11 protein-coding genes are annotated in these 15,397 nt (G+C 46.0%); 6 read left to right on the top strand and 5 right to left on the bottom strand.

Features of this window, described 5'->3' with window-relative positions:
• Positions 1-35: 35 nt before the first annotated feature.
• Positions 36-668: a hypothetical protein gene (locus tag IT291_09890; protein ID MCC6221537.1), complete on the top strand. Its 633-nt coding sequence runs from the start codon at positions 36-38 to the stop codon at positions 666-668.
• Between the two features lie 36 nt (positions 669-704).
• Here IT291_09890 and IT291_09885 read toward each other — a convergent pair whose 3' ends face one another.
• Entirely contained in the window at positions 705-1,298 is a 594-nt protein-coding gene (locus IT291_09885; protein ID MCC6221536.1) for a hypothetical protein, read from the bottom strand.
• A 180-nt stretch (positions 1,299-1,478) separates the two neighbouring features.
• Here IT291_09885 and IT291_09880 point away from each other — a divergent pair, with 180 nt between their 5' ends.
• From IT291_09880 to IT291_09870, 3 genes are all read left to right on the top strand, one after another.
• Positions 1,479-3,956: a leucine--tRNA ligase gene (locus IT291_09880; GenBank protein ID MCC6221535.1), complete on the top strand. Its 2,478-nt coding sequence runs from the start codon at positions 1,479-1,481 to the stop codon at positions 3,954-3,956.
• A 318-nt stretch (positions 3,957-4,274) separates the two neighbouring features.
• A complete protein-coding gene (locus IT291_09875; GenBank protein ID MCC6221534.1) occupies positions 4,275-5,039 on the top strand; it encodes a hypothetical protein in 765 nt (254 codons plus the stop codon).
• 229 nt (positions 5,040-5,268) lie between these two features.
• Positions 5,269-5,772, top strand: coding sequence for a CBS domain-containing protein (locus IT291_09870; GenBank protein MCC6221533.1), 504 nt, complete (start codon positions 5,269-5,271; stop codon positions 5,770-5,772).
• Positions 5,773-5,811: 39 nt separating this feature from the next.
• On the opposite strand, the gene IT291_09865 is transcribed toward IT291_09870, so the two are convergent.
• From IT291_09865 to IT291_09850, 4 genes are all read right to left on the bottom strand, one after another.
• Positions 5,812-6,939, bottom strand: coding sequence for a response regulator (locus IT291_09865; GenBank protein ID MCC6221532.1), 1,128 nt, complete (start codon positions 6,937-6,939; stop codon positions 5,812-5,814).
• The gene (locus IT291_09860; GenBank protein MCC6221531.1) at positions 6,936-10,409 is read right to left on the bottom strand and encodes a nitrate- and nitrite sensing domain-containing protein; all 3,474 of its coding nucleotides are present in this window, start codon (positions 10,407-10,409) and stop codon (positions 6,936-6,938) included. Before IT291_09860 ends, IT291_09865 begins: the two co-directional genes overlap by 4 nt.
• A gap of 245 nt (positions 10,410-10,654) precedes the next feature.
• Positions 10,655-11,845 carry a glycosyltransferase family 2 protein gene (locus tag IT291_09855; protein ID MCC6221530.1) on the bottom strand — a complete coding sequence of 397 codons (1,191 nt, stop codon included), beginning with the start codon at positions 11,843-11,845 and terminating at the stop codon, positions 10,655-10,657.
• 1 nt (position 11,846) lies between these two features.
• Positions 11,847-13,049, bottom strand: a complete 1,203-nt coding sequence (locus IT291_09850; GenBank protein ID MCC6221529.1) for a DegT/DnrJ/EryC1/StrS family aminotransferase — start codon at positions 13,047-13,049, stop codon at positions 11,847-11,849.
• 141 nt (positions 13,050-13,190) lie between these two features.
• On the opposite strand from IT291_09850, the gene IT291_09845 reads away from it, so the two are divergent.
• Together IT291_09845 and IT291_09840 are read left to right on the top strand one after the other, a co-directional pair.
• On the top strand, positions 13,191-14,066 hold the full coding sequence (locus IT291_09845; protein ID MCC6221528.1) for a DUF3473 domain-containing protein: 876 nt from the start codon (positions 13,191-13,193) through the stop codon (positions 14,064-14,066).
• 21 nt (positions 14,067-14,087) lie between these two features.
• Entirely contained in the window at positions 14,088-15,179 is a 1,092-nt protein-coding gene (locus IT291_09840; GenBank protein MCC6221527.1) for a FemAB family PEP-CTERM system-associated protein, read from the top strand.
• Positions 15,180-15,397: the final 218 nt, after the last annotated feature.

Here is a 15,397-nt window from a genome sequence, read left to right as displayed (position 1 = left end):
CTTTTTGTTAACAAAAAAAGAGGGTGCGTTACTCTATGTTTTGCGTAAAATGCGGGGCGGATATTGGCAATGAGCTTGGAACCTGTGCGAGCTGCAAATCGACCAAGGCGGCGGAAGAGAAGGGCCCTGTTCCCCCTGAAGGTGTTAAGGCAAGCGGTGCCGAAGAGAAACAAGCAGCCTCTAATGACAGCGATACTTCGCAGGAGAATGCGCATTCTATAAGCCACGGCCTTAAAATGACATTGCTCGTTCTGGGTGCGCTAATAAGTGCACTTTTAGTTGCCATTCTTGTCATTGCATTTAATAGACAGGGTGGTCAGTTGACGCCGCTCGATGAAGCAAGGTTAAACTCCATTGTTAAGTTATGTGAGGACGTTAGTCGCAAAGAAAGGCTTTTTCTTTCTCTCAACAAACTGCCGGAAATTATGAAGCTAATGAAAAGTTTTGCAGAGGCAGAGATTTGCGATCGCGTAAAAGCTGACTGTGCTAAAAACGTTGACAGTACCAACTGCCGCAATAGCTACCATTCGCTCCTTCAAATGAATGCCATGCTCTACTACTGCCATCTCGGAGACGACATACCGCTTTGCGAAAAATTCACCGCCAAATGTGTTAGCCCCGGCCCCATGAGCGACGAGTGCAAAACGCTTGTATACAATGCACGGTAAAACGGTTTTTATGGGCGCGTAACCCGCGATACAATGTTAAAAATCTTCTGCTACAGCTTCCAAGTAAACTTTACGGCTAATTTCTTCTGTTAAATCCGAAATAGCTTGGCGCTGTTGCCCTCTCGAAAGCTCTCTATCCTCTAGGGAAGCAAGCGAACCAGCCCCAATACCACCCTCTAAAAATTGAGAACTCGACGTAACAACTACGTCGCTAACGCTAGCAATTGACTGCGACGCACTTAGGCGATTATTGCGCCATAAAACTTGACCGTTCCGGCGTTCAAGCTGCGCGCCTATGGTTAACATTATCTCTGCATCTAACTCAATATCAGTAGAACCAGTCACGTTCTTGACGCTAGTGCCCACTGAAAGAACCTTAGCCTCAAGCACGGCATCCGCTAAACTCGCGTCCTCTACAACAGTAACGACCCCATATCGCTCAAATTCCGAGCGCAAGGCTTCGCCGAGTTCTGGCCCTAAACCAGAAACAGTGGTCTCATTTTCTACGGGAGCTATTGCCACCGTGCGAATATCGTCTGGTAAAATCGAGCCACTCCCTTGAAACCTATAGCCACAGCTTACCAAGGCCTCTACACATAATACCAACACTAGAACCAAAAATTTATACATTTTGCCAATCTCGCAAATAAAAGAGCCTAAAACCAACAGCCACCATTGGCCACGCAATGCGCGATTACTTATAGCATAGCTTATACCCAGAAACGAAATTTTGTGGTATATCCACTCCCTCAAAGGTTCCTGTAAAAACAGTTAAAAGTGAAAGTTCTGCATTAAAAACCAAAAACCGGGATGATATTAAAAGTGGCAGGAAAAAGCCCGACAAATAAGATTATTTCAGAATATTCCCCAAAAGAGATAGAAGGCAAGTGGCAGTCTTATTGGCTTACCAATAAGACATTTTCTACGAGTTGTGATTTAAGCAAGCCTAAATACTACATTCTCGACATGTTTCCCTACCCTTCCAGTGCAGGGCTCCACGTAGGACACCCAGAGGGATATACCGCTACCGACATCGTGTCGCGGTACAAGCGGATGCGCGGTTTTAATGTCCTTCACCCCATGGGCTGGGATGCGTTTGGGTTGCCAGCAGAACAGTATGCCATTGAAACTGGCACCCATCCGGCAGACACCACTAGAAGAAATATAGACAACTTTCGCCGGCAGATTCAAGCACTGGGATTTTCATACGACTGGGACAGAGAAGTCGCAACTTGCGATCCCGATTATTATCGCTGGACGCAATGGATCTTTATACAGCTCTACAAGAAAGGCCTAGCGTACATGGACGACGTGCCTGTCAATTGGTGCCCAGCGTTGGGGACTGTGCTTGCCAATGAAGAGATCATAGATGGCAAGAGCGAGCGAGGTGGCCATGACGTAATTCGCAAACCAATGCGCCAATGGGTTTTGAAAATTACCGACTATGCCGAAAGCTTGCTTGCCGGCCTAGATGATCTCGATTGGCCGCAGGGCGTAATAGACATGCAGCGAAACTGGATTGGCCGTAGCGAGGGAGCGCATATCCGTTTTCGAGTTGCGGAGAACGAAGACATTAGTTTTGAGGTGTTCACTACTCGTCCAGACACTTTGTTTGGTGCAACCTATGCGGTTCTTTCGCCCGAACACCCCATAATTACTAGTATTGCGAGCGAGTCACAGCGAGATAAAGTTATTGCGTACGTGGAAGAGGCTAAACAAAAAAGCGACCGCTTGCGCCTTGAAGAAGCTACCAAGAAAACCGGCGTCTTTACTGGCGCTCACGCTACTAACCCGGCAAACGGCAAAAAAATTCCAATCTTTGTGGCTGACTACGTGCTCATGACTTATGGCACTGGTGCCATAATGGCGGTACCTGCACACGATCAACGAGATTGGGAGTTTGCGAGAAAATTCAGCCTTGAATGTATAGAGGTGGTTTCTGGTGGCGACGTGTCTAGTCAAGCATTTGAGGGCGATGGAATCCTTATTAATTCTGGTTTTTTGAATGGCTTAGACGTAGCAAGTGCCAAGCAAAAGATGCTCGCTTGGCTTGAGGCGAATCGATTAGGAGCCCGTACGGTGCGGTACAAACTGCGCGACTGGTTGTTTAGTCGTCAGCGATATTGGGGCGAACCATTCCCCATTATTCATACTGCAGACGGCCCGAAGCTCCTAGACGCTGAGGAATTGCCAATATTGTTACCCGATATTGAGAATTTTAAGCCAACAGCCGAAGGCGAGCCCCCGCTAGCAAGAGCTCCACAGTGGGTAAATACAACCGATCCCCGAACGGGGGAACCTGCCAAAAGAGAGACTAATACAATGCCTCAATGGGCAGGAAGCTGTTGGTATTATCTTCGCTATCTCGATCCCAAGAACGAGGCCGCAGCGTGGAGCAAGGAGGCTGAAAATTACTGGATGCCCGTCGATCTCTATGTGGGAGGCGTAGAGCACGCCGTTTTGCACCTGCTCTATTCTCGGTTTTGGCATCACGTCTTATACGACCTCGGCTTGGTTTCTACAAAAGAGCCCTTTAAGCGCCTGGTAAACCAGGGCATGATCTTGGGCGAAGACAATCAAAAGATGTCAAAGTCCCGCGGCAACGTAGTTAATCCCGACGAGATAATTAACAAATATGGTGCCGATACGCTCCGATTATACGAGATGTTTATGGGGCCGTTAGAGCAGGTAAAACCATGGAATACAAGCTCCGTGAGCGGAATGCGAAAATTCCTTGGTCGCGTTTGGAGACTAGTCGTGAGTGAGGATGGGTGCGATATTCAACGAAACATCTGCCAAAACGGGGTGATCTCTAGCGATTCCGAGGTCAATCGAGGGCTTCACCGCACTATCCAAAAGGTAACTGAGGACATAGAAGACATGCGCTTCCATACAGCTATTGCGGAGTTGATGTCTTTTTTAAACTACCTAGTCAAGCTTAAAGAGATTCCTTTCTTCGTAGTAGAAACCTATGTATTGCTCCTGTCTCCATTTGCGCCTCATATTGCAGAAGAACTGTGGAAACGTCTAGGACATGCTAGCACTTTGGCTTACGAGCCATGGCCTACTTTCAATCCCGAACTAGCCAAGCGGCTCACTGCGACGATTGCCCTGCAGATTAACGGCAAGCTGCGGGATACCATCGAGGTGGATGTAAACAGCTCAAAGGAGGATATTCTTCTAGCTGCAAAGGAGAGTGCAAAAATTATGCACTACCTCCACAATAACGAGATTGCCCGAGAGATCGTAGTTTCCGGTCGATTGGTGAATTTTGTACTTAAAGAATAAAGAAAGGGTCTATTTACCTAAAAGAGACTCAGCATTGCCTTCAAGCGTTGTTTTTTTAAGATTTAAGAGAAGAGCGCCCTATTTTTGTTCAATTCCGCACAGACACTCTCCGTGTCTCTGTTAGAGGGAGGGGCAGGATCGAAAATAGGGTGTTGCGGACATCGCTTCTTGCATAATATAAAAAACTAGTCACATTAGCGCTTCATTCGACCGAGCCTTATGCTACAGGTTGCCTTTATAGGGCCATGTAACTAATGCAGGCCTTAAATTAGAAGCCACGGAAGTATTAACTTATATCCAAGAAAATATGGAGGAGATATGGGCAAGAAAATTTCACGGACAGGGGCAAAGAGAGCTGTTCTTGTTGCGGGTCTGTTAGCATTGTTTCCACTAACAGTTCACGCGACACCTTCTACTCACATTTGGGCGCCATCGGCTGATGTGCAGGCGTTCAATAAATGGCATCTTACGAGCGATTTTTATGTTCCCACTGAACACGATGAGGCAGGCAATAGGCCGGCTACAGTAACGAATTTGGGCCTAACTGTTGGTGTTCTTCCTTTTGAGAAGTTAAACATGGAGCTTGGCTTTGACCATAAATCAGGAACCGGTGTAGACAATTATCCAATGTACTTCAACGCGAAGGTGGGTGTTCCCGAGGGGGCGTTTGGAGAGTTGTTTCCAAAGTTAGCGGTTGGTATCTATGACCTGGGAACTAAGAGCGATAAGACAGATTTTAATGTATTTTATGGCAAACTTGGGAAAACGATATCTGCTGGCGATTTTTCTCTTGGAACCTTCTCGGTTGGATATTTTCAGGGAGATTCGGATCTTCTTCTCGATGGCGATGGCGAGGAGGACAATGACGGCCTGCTAGCGTGCTGGGAAAGAACGGTTACTGAGATCTCTGACAAACTATGGGTGGCGGTCGACTATCAGGGAAGCGAAAGTGCCTATGGAACGCTTAATTTTGGTTTTTCCTGGAAGTTCGCTGATAATACCTCGGTTATTTTCGGCTATGATATCTTCAACAATGATAATTTAGCTGATATGTACACGGCTCAAGTAGATATCGACTTTTAGTCAGCTAAAGGGATGTAGAATCTTCTCTTGACTGAGTGGTGTTATTTGGCTCTGTCCGCATAACTTCGATAAGCGATTAAGGGTTTGTCACTCCGCGTAGCCCATTAGCCAAAATGTCAAATCGCATTGGCTAATGGGCTTTTTTGTTATGTTGTGTTATAATTAAAATAGTTAAAGGACGAAAATAATTAGCCACAATCAGGCAAAAATAAAGCATGAGGCGTGTTTTATGTATACGATACTAGACATTTTAAAACACAAGAGGCGAACTGGTTTACTGACTATCTCGCCGGAGGATACCGTTTTTAATGCGATAAAGGTGATGGCGGAACACCACATTGGTGCGTTGTTAGTCATGGAGGAAGGGCGCATCCGAGGAATAATAACTGAGCGCGATTACGCAAGAAAGGTCATTTTAGAAAACCGTTCCTCTCGTACTACTAGCGTCTCACAGATTATGTCAACGCGCGTTTTGTATATAGAGCCAGAGGACAATGCAGAAGCATGTATGGCATTGATGATTCAACAGCAAATCCGCTATTTCCCGGTGCTTTCAAACGGCGAAGTGGTGGGAATTATTTCAATTGGCGATTTAGCGCGTGCAATACTTTCTTTTCACGAATTCGTAATAGATCAACTTACGGATTACATTACGCAGGCGGCAACTGCTGGCGAGGTAGCACATGCTCATCCGGAAAGGTTGCCGGCAAAGTTGCGCATTATTCAGAATTAGAATTGGAGTTGCTCTACTACGCGTCCCTATCAGGGCTTACTAATCAATCGGAAGTGCGATGCAAAAGGTTGCACCCTCTCCCGGCGCGCTATTCGCCACTATAGAACCGCGATGGCGCTTGATGATTTTAAAAACAGTTGAAAGCCCAATTCCAGTTCCGTCAAATTGACTCTTTGATACCAAGCGCTTAAACGGCTTAAATATGCTCTCGGCATACTTCCCCTCAAACCCTATGCCATTGTCGCTAACGGTTATTTTGCACAGTGGGCCTGATATATCCAGCAGAGACGAATCATGACATATCTCGGACACAACAGAGATATGTGGCCTAACGCTCTCCTTGCGATATTTTAGGGCATTGGAGATTAGATTGAGAAACACCAAATAAATTTGATCCTCCTCCCCATAGACGTCGCTTTTAATATCCAAATTAATCACAGCGTTGGCTTCATTGATATTTTCTCGCACGTCGTCAATAACTCTCTGTAATACTCCTTCTAATTTCACTGTAGCGAAGGCAGGAGGTTTGGCATTTAGAACTGCGTATTCTCGCAAACCGTCAAGCATTCGAGAAAGGCTAGAGCAGGAATTCTGCGCCTTTTTTAAATACTCTTTACTCTGTGCACCAATACTGTCCCCCTCATCCTCTAAAACGTTGTCGATATACGAGCCAATATGGCGTAGCGGCGCTTTTAAATCGTGGGAAACGATTAGCGCAAACTCCTCAAGTTCGCGATTTGATCTAACCAGCTCGCGCTTGGCAGATTCTAAGGAAAACTGCTGACTAAAGAGCTTTAAAAAGACTCTTACCTTTGACCTAACGATGTTTTCATCTAACGGCTTCAACAAGTAATCAACTGCCCCAGATTCGTATCCCCGACTAACAAACCCAGCGGTCGTGTTTAATGCTGTTACGAATACTATTGGCACACAAGAAGTTTTTGGATTATCAAGTATGAGAGAAGCCGTCTCAAACCCATCCATCTCGGGCATTTGCACATCCATCAAGACAACCGCAAACCTATCCTCCAATAGGCGTGCCAAAGCCTCCTCCCCGGAACCTGCCTCAACAATATGAACGCCAAGAGGCTCCAATATCCGCCGCATCACATACAGATTTTCGGGAGTATCATCTACAACTAATATTCTAGGTGTCATCTCTCTCATGTTTCGCTCTCATCTGCTATTGAACCTACCGTCGTCGCATTAAGAGCTTCACTAAAATACTCTAGCAGCTCATCAACCATTATCGGTGGCGCCATGCAGGTAACTGCAAACGACGAACATATCTCTTCACTGTCGGAGTTAAACGCCGCCTCATGGCTAATTCCTACAATAGGTATGGAACCGTAGTCCCGTATTTGTCGGATGCGCTTCATCAGATCCTGCCCATCAGCCGTCGCTAGAGAAGTATCTAATAATATCAACTCGAATACATTCTCCTTGACCAATTTTTCAAGCGCCATTTCGCCACTACTTGCCATACTGACATCTAGGCCAGCCCTGGCTAGTTCTCTCGACAACACAAAAGCATTTCGCATATCGTTATCGACGATTAGTACTCTTCTATCTCGTAACTCCTTCCATTTGTCATGCTGCCGAGAGACAGCTAAACCGCTGCTCACATTGCGCTCAGCAGCGAGTAGGTCATCGCCGCTAGAAATCGCATTGCTAGAAAGATACCTGCTATCACTACTAATAATGGCGCTTGCCGCTACTGGCAAATAGAGCGCAAACGTGCTGCCACGCCCCTTAATGCTGCTCACTCTCACCTCTCCGCCTAAGAGAGCCGCTAGTTCGCGCGAAATGCTAAGCCCCAGTCCGGTTCCGCCATACCTGCGACTGATCGAACCATCTTCTTGCTGGAATGCCTCAAATATTACATCCTGTTTATCCGCTGAAATTCCAATTCCAGTATCGCTAACCGCGATAGCAATCGCACTTACTGGCACCTCTTCTCCATTAAATAAGAACTTACCCCCTTCAGGTAAGCCGAAGGACACGGTAACCGTTCCTTTTTCGGTAAACTTGAAGGCGTTAGAAACAAAATTGATTAGTATCTGCTCGAGCCGCTTGCCATCGGTTTGAATCGTGGCGGGCGCATCTGATGCGACCTCGACTGAATAACTTAATCCTTTCTCCTCGGCCACACCCCTAAATAATTCCTGCAGGTAAGCAGCGCAATCGACGATTCTTACAGTCGTGATATTTAAAGCCAACACTCCGGCCTCAACCTTAGAAAGATCCAAAATATCGTTAATGAGGGCGAGTAGCGATTTTCCAGCGCGATAAATAATGTTCGCATCTTCGAGCTGCCCCGGAGTCAGATTCTTATCCTTGTTTTGCACGAGCTGGGAGGATAACAGCAAAAGGCTATTTAACGGAGTTCTAAGCTCATGCGACATATTAGCCAAAAATTCGCTCTTGTATCTGCTTGCCCTCGCTAAAGCATTAGCCTTCTCCTCTAGTTCAAGTCTGGTGGCTTCCAATAAATCTCTCTGTTTGCTTAATACCTCTTGATTTTTCACGAGCTCTGCATTGGAGGCCATTAGCTCTTCTCCCTGGCGCTTTAACTCGTCCTCAGATTGTTGCAGACGCAGGGTCTTTTCCTCTAGTCTCGCGTTAGATCGCTCTAAGACACTTCGACTGCGGGACGCCATGAGCGCCATAGCTATTGGCTCAGACACTAGCCTAAACAAGTCGAGTGCCTCATCGCTTATTGGCTTTAAGGATCCAATCTCCAGTACGCCGCGAACGGCACCATCAGTAAATAATGGAAAAATCACAATATTCCTAGGGGCGCGCTGGCCCGCTCCTGAGAAAATCTGAAAGTAGTCCTCCGGTATGTCATCCAGAACAATCGCTTCATTAGTTAGAGCGGCCTGTCCAATTAAGCCACTTCCAATTCGAAATCTCTCTCTAACCATGTCCTGACGCTTGCAGGCATAGCCTCCTAAAAAGGAGAGAGTTTTCGGAGAATCGACAAAGTAGAGCACCCCTATTTGTCCACCGATATAGGTAGTCATCTGGCCAATTATATTGCGCGCCAAAAGGGGGAGTTCCTGAACATTTCTCATAGTCTCTAATATTTTTGCCTGTCCGGTTTTAATCCACCTTTCCTTTTCGTCGTTATTCCGGGCCGTTCTCAGCGACTCGACCATCGACTCAATCGACCGCGATAACTGCCCAATTTCGTCGTTTGTCACCTGTATAGAAATATCGCGCGACAAATCGCCTTCGGCAATTCGCTTTGCCACCTCCGCGGTAGCTTTAATGGGCTGAATTATAAGTGATGAAACCCAAAGCAATAGCATGATAGTTAGGGCTGCTCCGATTATTATGCTAGACAATGTCCTTTGCTCGACGCCTTTAGCCTCAATAATCAATCGCTCGGCACTGCTAAGAATGTCTTTAGTGACGTCAGTTTCTAGTTCCTTAAGCAGGTCAATGCGCGTCGTAGATACGTCGAACCACTCATCTTGAGAGGCGCGAGAAAATGGCTCCTTTGCTAGACTGCTAATGGCATCTGTCATTAGGGCATCATCGACCGCAAGCATGGCGTAGAGACCTTTTACGTCTTGCTCGGATTCAATGAGGTTCTTTGCCTTAGCAACATTGGTTTTGTAGTTGTCCATCGCATCCTGAATCAGGCGCAAGGAACTCTTCTGATTTTGGCTTAAGCCATCGCTTGCGAGTAAAGTCACCAGCATTGCGCGAATGCCTTCGTAGGATTGTTGAAAGGCCTCGGCGGACTTCTCATCATGCTGGGATATGTAGCTTTTAAAGTGATCTACAAGCCCATCGTATCCTTGATTTCCCAAAAGCCTTCCGTAAATCTGCCGAAGTGTTTCGCCGTGATATATGCCATTTCGAATTTTCTGTACTTTCGCCCAGGTGAAGTCGCTTTCGATTTTTCGATACAAGGCAAACAGGTCAGGCGAAAGCCCGTGGCTAAGGCGCTCGAATGCCGCCACCTGCTGATTTTCTAGTTCTGCGATCTTTCGAATTTCCTCAAGCCCTACAGCATTGCGCGAAAGCACTCCTGTAATCAACGCTCGCTCCTGAGCAGCGCTTTCCTTGCCTACAACCAGGGAATTATAGGACACTAACTTGGTATTGAGACTGGTGCGAGGAGAATACTGGGCAAAATACCGGATAGTGTCAACTAGTCGTGTGTTTAAATTGCCAAAGTAGTTTATTACAACTTGCTCGTCCTGATGACGCCGCTTGTCGACAACAGCTCGAATACTGACGAGAGCTTGGATATTGGAGAAGGATTTTTGAAATTCCTTTTTTAGTTTTTCCGAGACAATTTCGTCAGATATACTCAAAAAATACTTTTCTAGTAGGTAGCGATTTTCGTCTACTACACCTCTTTGCTCGGACAAGGCCAAATTATAACGGTTGCTACTTGAAGTCATGTAGCCAACACTCATCGCCCGCTCCAGTTGCGTTTCGTGAACGAGATTGCCTACGTAAATCGACAAATTAACCAAATGAACCAGCGAGGCCGACTCCTGCGACGTAGCTCTAGTCTCTGAAACTCGAGCTGCGCCAAAATGAAAGAAGCCCACCATTGGTATTATCACCAATAGGACTAGCTTGTGGCGAATCTTTACGTTGCCAAACCAACCCATACGGAAAAATCCGAAAACGCGTTGCTACAATATTGCCGCAGGTACATTATCAATACCGACAGGATCCCCGGAGATCACATTGCTGTGCCAATATTATTGATGCTAATACGCGGTTAAGGGATTTTTTTGGCGCATTTGAAGACGAGTAGCAAAACCTACTAAGTAGTACTAGAGTTTTATAACCATGAACATTCATTAATAAAACTAAGCATTTAAGGTTGTGGCTATAGTCTTCAACCGATTCCCTATGGAAAGATCGTCGCCAAAAGCGCAAGCGCGAACATGCGAAGTGATGGTGTCCACATGATCGATCGCTTGCCAAGAGCAAAGTGCCAGGCGGCAACTAGGATGGCTAAATTGGAAATTATAAAAAACAACGGAATCTTACAAAACATCTCCTTTCTTAAGTGTTCGCTAAAATAGCCCCCTGCTGCAAGCAGAAGTGTTCCAAGGCTAAACATCAATATAGACATATAAAACATTGAACTAAACGAAAGAATCAGTAGGCAAAAGGCCGCAAGGATCACAAAGAACGGAACTAGCCAGCGACAGAGTTTATGGCTAAATACTTGCCAAGAAAATGCTCCGTAGACAAAGACATTTAAGACCTCTTTACAACTATGAAGCGTGGTCATCCCTCTAAGAATCGTCCTCACCTTTCTTCTAAATTCTTCGGCCGGATTAGTAGTGCTCTTATAAGAACACAGGACGTCACCGGCCAACACGCCGCGAAATCCATTTTTAACCACGCTTAGCAATACGGAAAAATCGCTAGGAATATCCCTGCGAAAATCCCTACATAAGTTTCTCCTAACTGCAAAACACGACCCACTTAAGCCCACTAAAGAATAAAAACTCGACTCGAGCTCCCTTACCCACATCTCATAGCGAACATAAGCCCCCTCTCCAATCCCAGCTCCAAAATCCACCTCATCCAAACTACTGATAGCCCCTATTCCTGGGTCGGCAAAATACTTAACTAAATTCTTAAGCGCATCACTTCGCAACGTCGTCTTAGCATCGGTAAACACCAAAATGTCTCCACGCGACGCATCTACTGCAAGCGCCTGAACATGCTCCTTGCCACGCCTCTCAGTAGCCCTTACTAGCTCAACCTTCCTCGCAGCATGCAACCTAACGATACTATCTGTCTTATCCTCAGAACAATCCGATGCGACAATCACTTGCAGCTCAGGCGCGCTCTCAACCGTTTTCCCCTCGCCCCATAACAGACCTAAAGTATTTTCTAGCTTCTCGGCGATCACCTGCTCTTCATTGCGAGCTGCAATGACAATTGTAACAGTCGGATTAAAGGAAGCTAAAACACCGGACGAAATCCTTCTCTTAGTGTTGACCAACAACAAGAGCAGCAAGGGATAGCCAAAATAGGCATAAAACACCATAAATACGGATAAGACAAAAATTAACTCAAGCATTTTACCCACACTCATTGATAATTCTACAGCCCTTCTCTATGTCGGATTCCCGTACATAGGCGTGCACTGGCAAAGTAAACAGCCTATGCGCCACATCCCTCGCAACGTCGCACTTCTCACTCACCAAATGCGGCCTAAGGCCTGCAAAATCCGCTAACACCTTGTCGTACGAAAAGCTTGCCCCCAAACCTGCACTCGATAGCTGCATCACCACTTCCTGCCTAACTTGAGCACTAGCACACAGAACCGGATATCTATTTGGCACAACATCGCCGTTCTCAAGAGACGAATGCCTATTAAGAATCGGCTGGACATAAGCTGCTTGCGAAATCCCTTTGCCCCACAATAGGGCATTTGTCGTTCTGTTACTTTTAATGGCGTCTAAAAACTCGTCCTGCGCCAAAGCCGCTAAGGCGCTTACCAGCGCCATCTCGCGGCAAATTACTCCTTTGCTAAAAGTAGTTTCTCCTAAATGCGAATACGGCAAGTACTCGGTTAAGCCATACAGCGACGGTCGCTCTAATAACCAATAGGAAAACGATAACATTAGCCCTAATACTTCCGTCACATTTCGTCGCAAACTGCCGCAAACTACCCTCTCCTCATCTTCAATTAAACGCCTAAGTTGTCTAAGCCCTTCATTCTCCTCAGCCTTTCTCGAAAAGAAAACCGCCCCACCACCTAAACATGAATACGCTTTGCCGCGACCAAAACTCATGACGCCAATCGTATTTGGACGACAGCCGACATAGAAACTCCCATCCCTACTCAAGAACGACTGACATGCGTCATCTATTATAAAAAAATCATGCGCCTCTTGGCGCTCCGCCCACAACGCTAGTTTATCAACCATTCCATATAGATTGGACAACACTACTGCTGCAAATGAACCGCACTGGGAATCTGAAACCGAAGCTCCGTTCAAATCCAAGGTTCCCTCTAAAATATCGACGGGGAACACCTTAAAACCCGCACATACCGCTGCCGCAGCAATCTCTGGGCATGTATAAGCACTTATAGCCACTACCTTTTTGTCGCTCAGTCTTCTAATGTTTTTAAATATTCGATAGAGACTTTCCTTTCCACTGCCAAAGAATTTAAGCGATTCTGCCCCTTGGCGAGCACTTAGCTCTTTTGCCAAAACATCAAAAACTGCTAGTCTAAGGCACTTATGAGCCGACGAATGCCGCAGAGAGCATCGCACTCTTTGCCAGGTTTTAAACATCCGCGCCGGTGAAACAAAGTTGCCACTGGGAGCAATGGATCTCTTTATGAAACTCTCTAGCGAGTTTTTTTTGCAGAACAAAGTCATGGGCAAGACAAATAAGGGCTGTTTAGGTAAAACGTGTTAAATGCTATCTCAGTTGACGTGGAAGAATACTTCCACGTAACAAATTTCTCTTCGCACATAAGTCGTAGCGACTGGCCGTTGTGCACCTCGAGACTTGAGGAGTCTGTATCTAAAACCCTAGATTTGTTTTCGATGAGCAACACAATTGGCAGCTTCTTTATACTTGGACTAGTGGCAGAGCTAAAACCAGCGATAGTAAAAACTATAAGTAACGCTGGCCATGAAATTGCCTCGCATGGCCATGAACATTATTTGGCCTACGAACAGACGCCTGCCGCTTTTAGAAACGATATTACGCATAGCAAGAAATTGCTAGAGGATATTTGTGGTCGCGAGGTTATTGGCTATAGAGCTCCGAGCTTCTCGATTACCGAAAAAAATCCATGGGCACACGAAATCATAGTAGAAGCTGGCTACCGTTACGATTCTAGCGTCTTTCCTACCTGGCATCCGCGATACAATAATCTCGATAAAGATCGCTTTCCCACAATAATAGGCACTCCTGCGGGCAAGCTAGTACTTTGTCCTCTGGCAACAGCCGAGGTCAAAGTATTTAACCGAACACTTAGGATTCCCTTGGCAGGCGGTGCGTATTGGCGACACCTTCCGCTTAAATTCATTAGCTACTTTCTCCAAAGAATTAATCAAGTTGAGAAAATGCCCTTTACCTGCTACTTTCATCCCTGGGAGTTAGATGATGAACAGCCGGTTGTTGAGGGTGTTTCGTATTTGACTAAAGTGCGACATTACGGGGGAATTAGGACTTTGAACAAGAAGATCGGCCATTTGTTGACTACCTTTGAGTTTGCGCCCATTCGTTCAGTGTTGCAACAGGCGTTTGCTAGCGAACATATATCGTTAGAATTGTAACTTTTTTTATGTGCTCTACTGATGTCCATCCGGGTTGACATTGCTACCGACAACGACGAGCCTGAGTGGAACCGCTTTCTTGACAAGGTAGACAGCGTTCATCACGCACATTGCTGGGAATGGCGCAGCATCCTTGCAAAAACATTTTCGCACGCACCGTACTATCTAATAGCAAGGGATGTTTCCTCTATTACATCCACCGCTAGTGCCAGCGGCCAAGTTGTTGGAATATTGCCGCTTAGTTTTGTTAGGAGCGTTCTTTTCGGCAAGGCGCTAATTTCCTTACCATACTTAAATGCCGGCGGCATTTTGGCATTTAATAGAGAGGCGTTTTTGGCCTTGAGCGACAAGGCTGTAGAGCTAGTTAAAGAATTGGGAGCCAAATATTTAGAACTTCGACATAGAGGAGCGAATGATTGCCTAAAAGATACATGCGGTTATTACGAAAAGAGCCACAAGGTAGCGATGACCTTAAATCTCTGTCCAGATCCAGAAGACCTCTTTCAGGCTTTTGATACCAAGCTGCGAAACCGCATTCGCCGACCCTTAAAACTTGGAATGTATGCAGAGTCGACTAGCACTTCGTCAAATCGATTAGACTTGCTCGAAGACTTCTACTCAGTCTTTTCACAAAACATGCGCGACTTAGGCACACCGGTATACCCCAAATCGTTGTTTTACAATTCTATGAAGTTCTTTGGATCCAAAGCTCGCTGTATCGTCATCAAGCAAGAAAACAAGCCTCTCGCAGCAGCCATTACTATCGGTCACCAACGCGCCGTAGAAATCCCTTGGGCATCCTCACTTAGAATGGCAAACAAACTCTCCCCTAATATGCTGCTCTACTGGCAAGTAATTAAAACTGCCTGCGAAGACGGCTACAAAATCTTTGATTTCGGGCGCTGTTCGCCAGATTCGGGCACTTATCACTTTAAAGCACAATGGGGCGCGACGCCGCTACCTCTACATTGGTATATAAAACAAAATGGCGGCTCGATTCCCGACGTCAGCCCTACAAATCCAAAATTTAGCCCTCTAGTAAAGTGCTGGCAAATGCTCCCTCTAAGCATAGCAAATACTTTTGGACCCTGGCTTTCTAGGAGCTTGCCATGATGGTAACTACATCCTCAACCGTGGCATCATGTGTCGGCCTCGGAAATAGCTTTTGAACGATCTCGGCGTTCCTTTTTTTTTTCGGAGGGGACATCTTTTTGCTTTTTTGGCATGTCAAATAAATAGCATTAGTATTTAAGTAGTTGCGCTCACGATCGATATTAGCACGTTTTCTATGTCACATTCTCTCGAGATCTAACCATACCTAGTTTGTTTGG

The sequence above is a fragment of the Deltaproteobacteria bacterium genome (assembly GCA_020845775.1).
Lineage (GTDB): Bacteria > Bdellovibrionota_C > UBA2361 > SZUA-149 > JADLFC01 > JADLFC01.
Note: the sequence above shows the minus strand (reverse complement) of the source record. Positions and strands in the feature narration are given on the sequence as shown.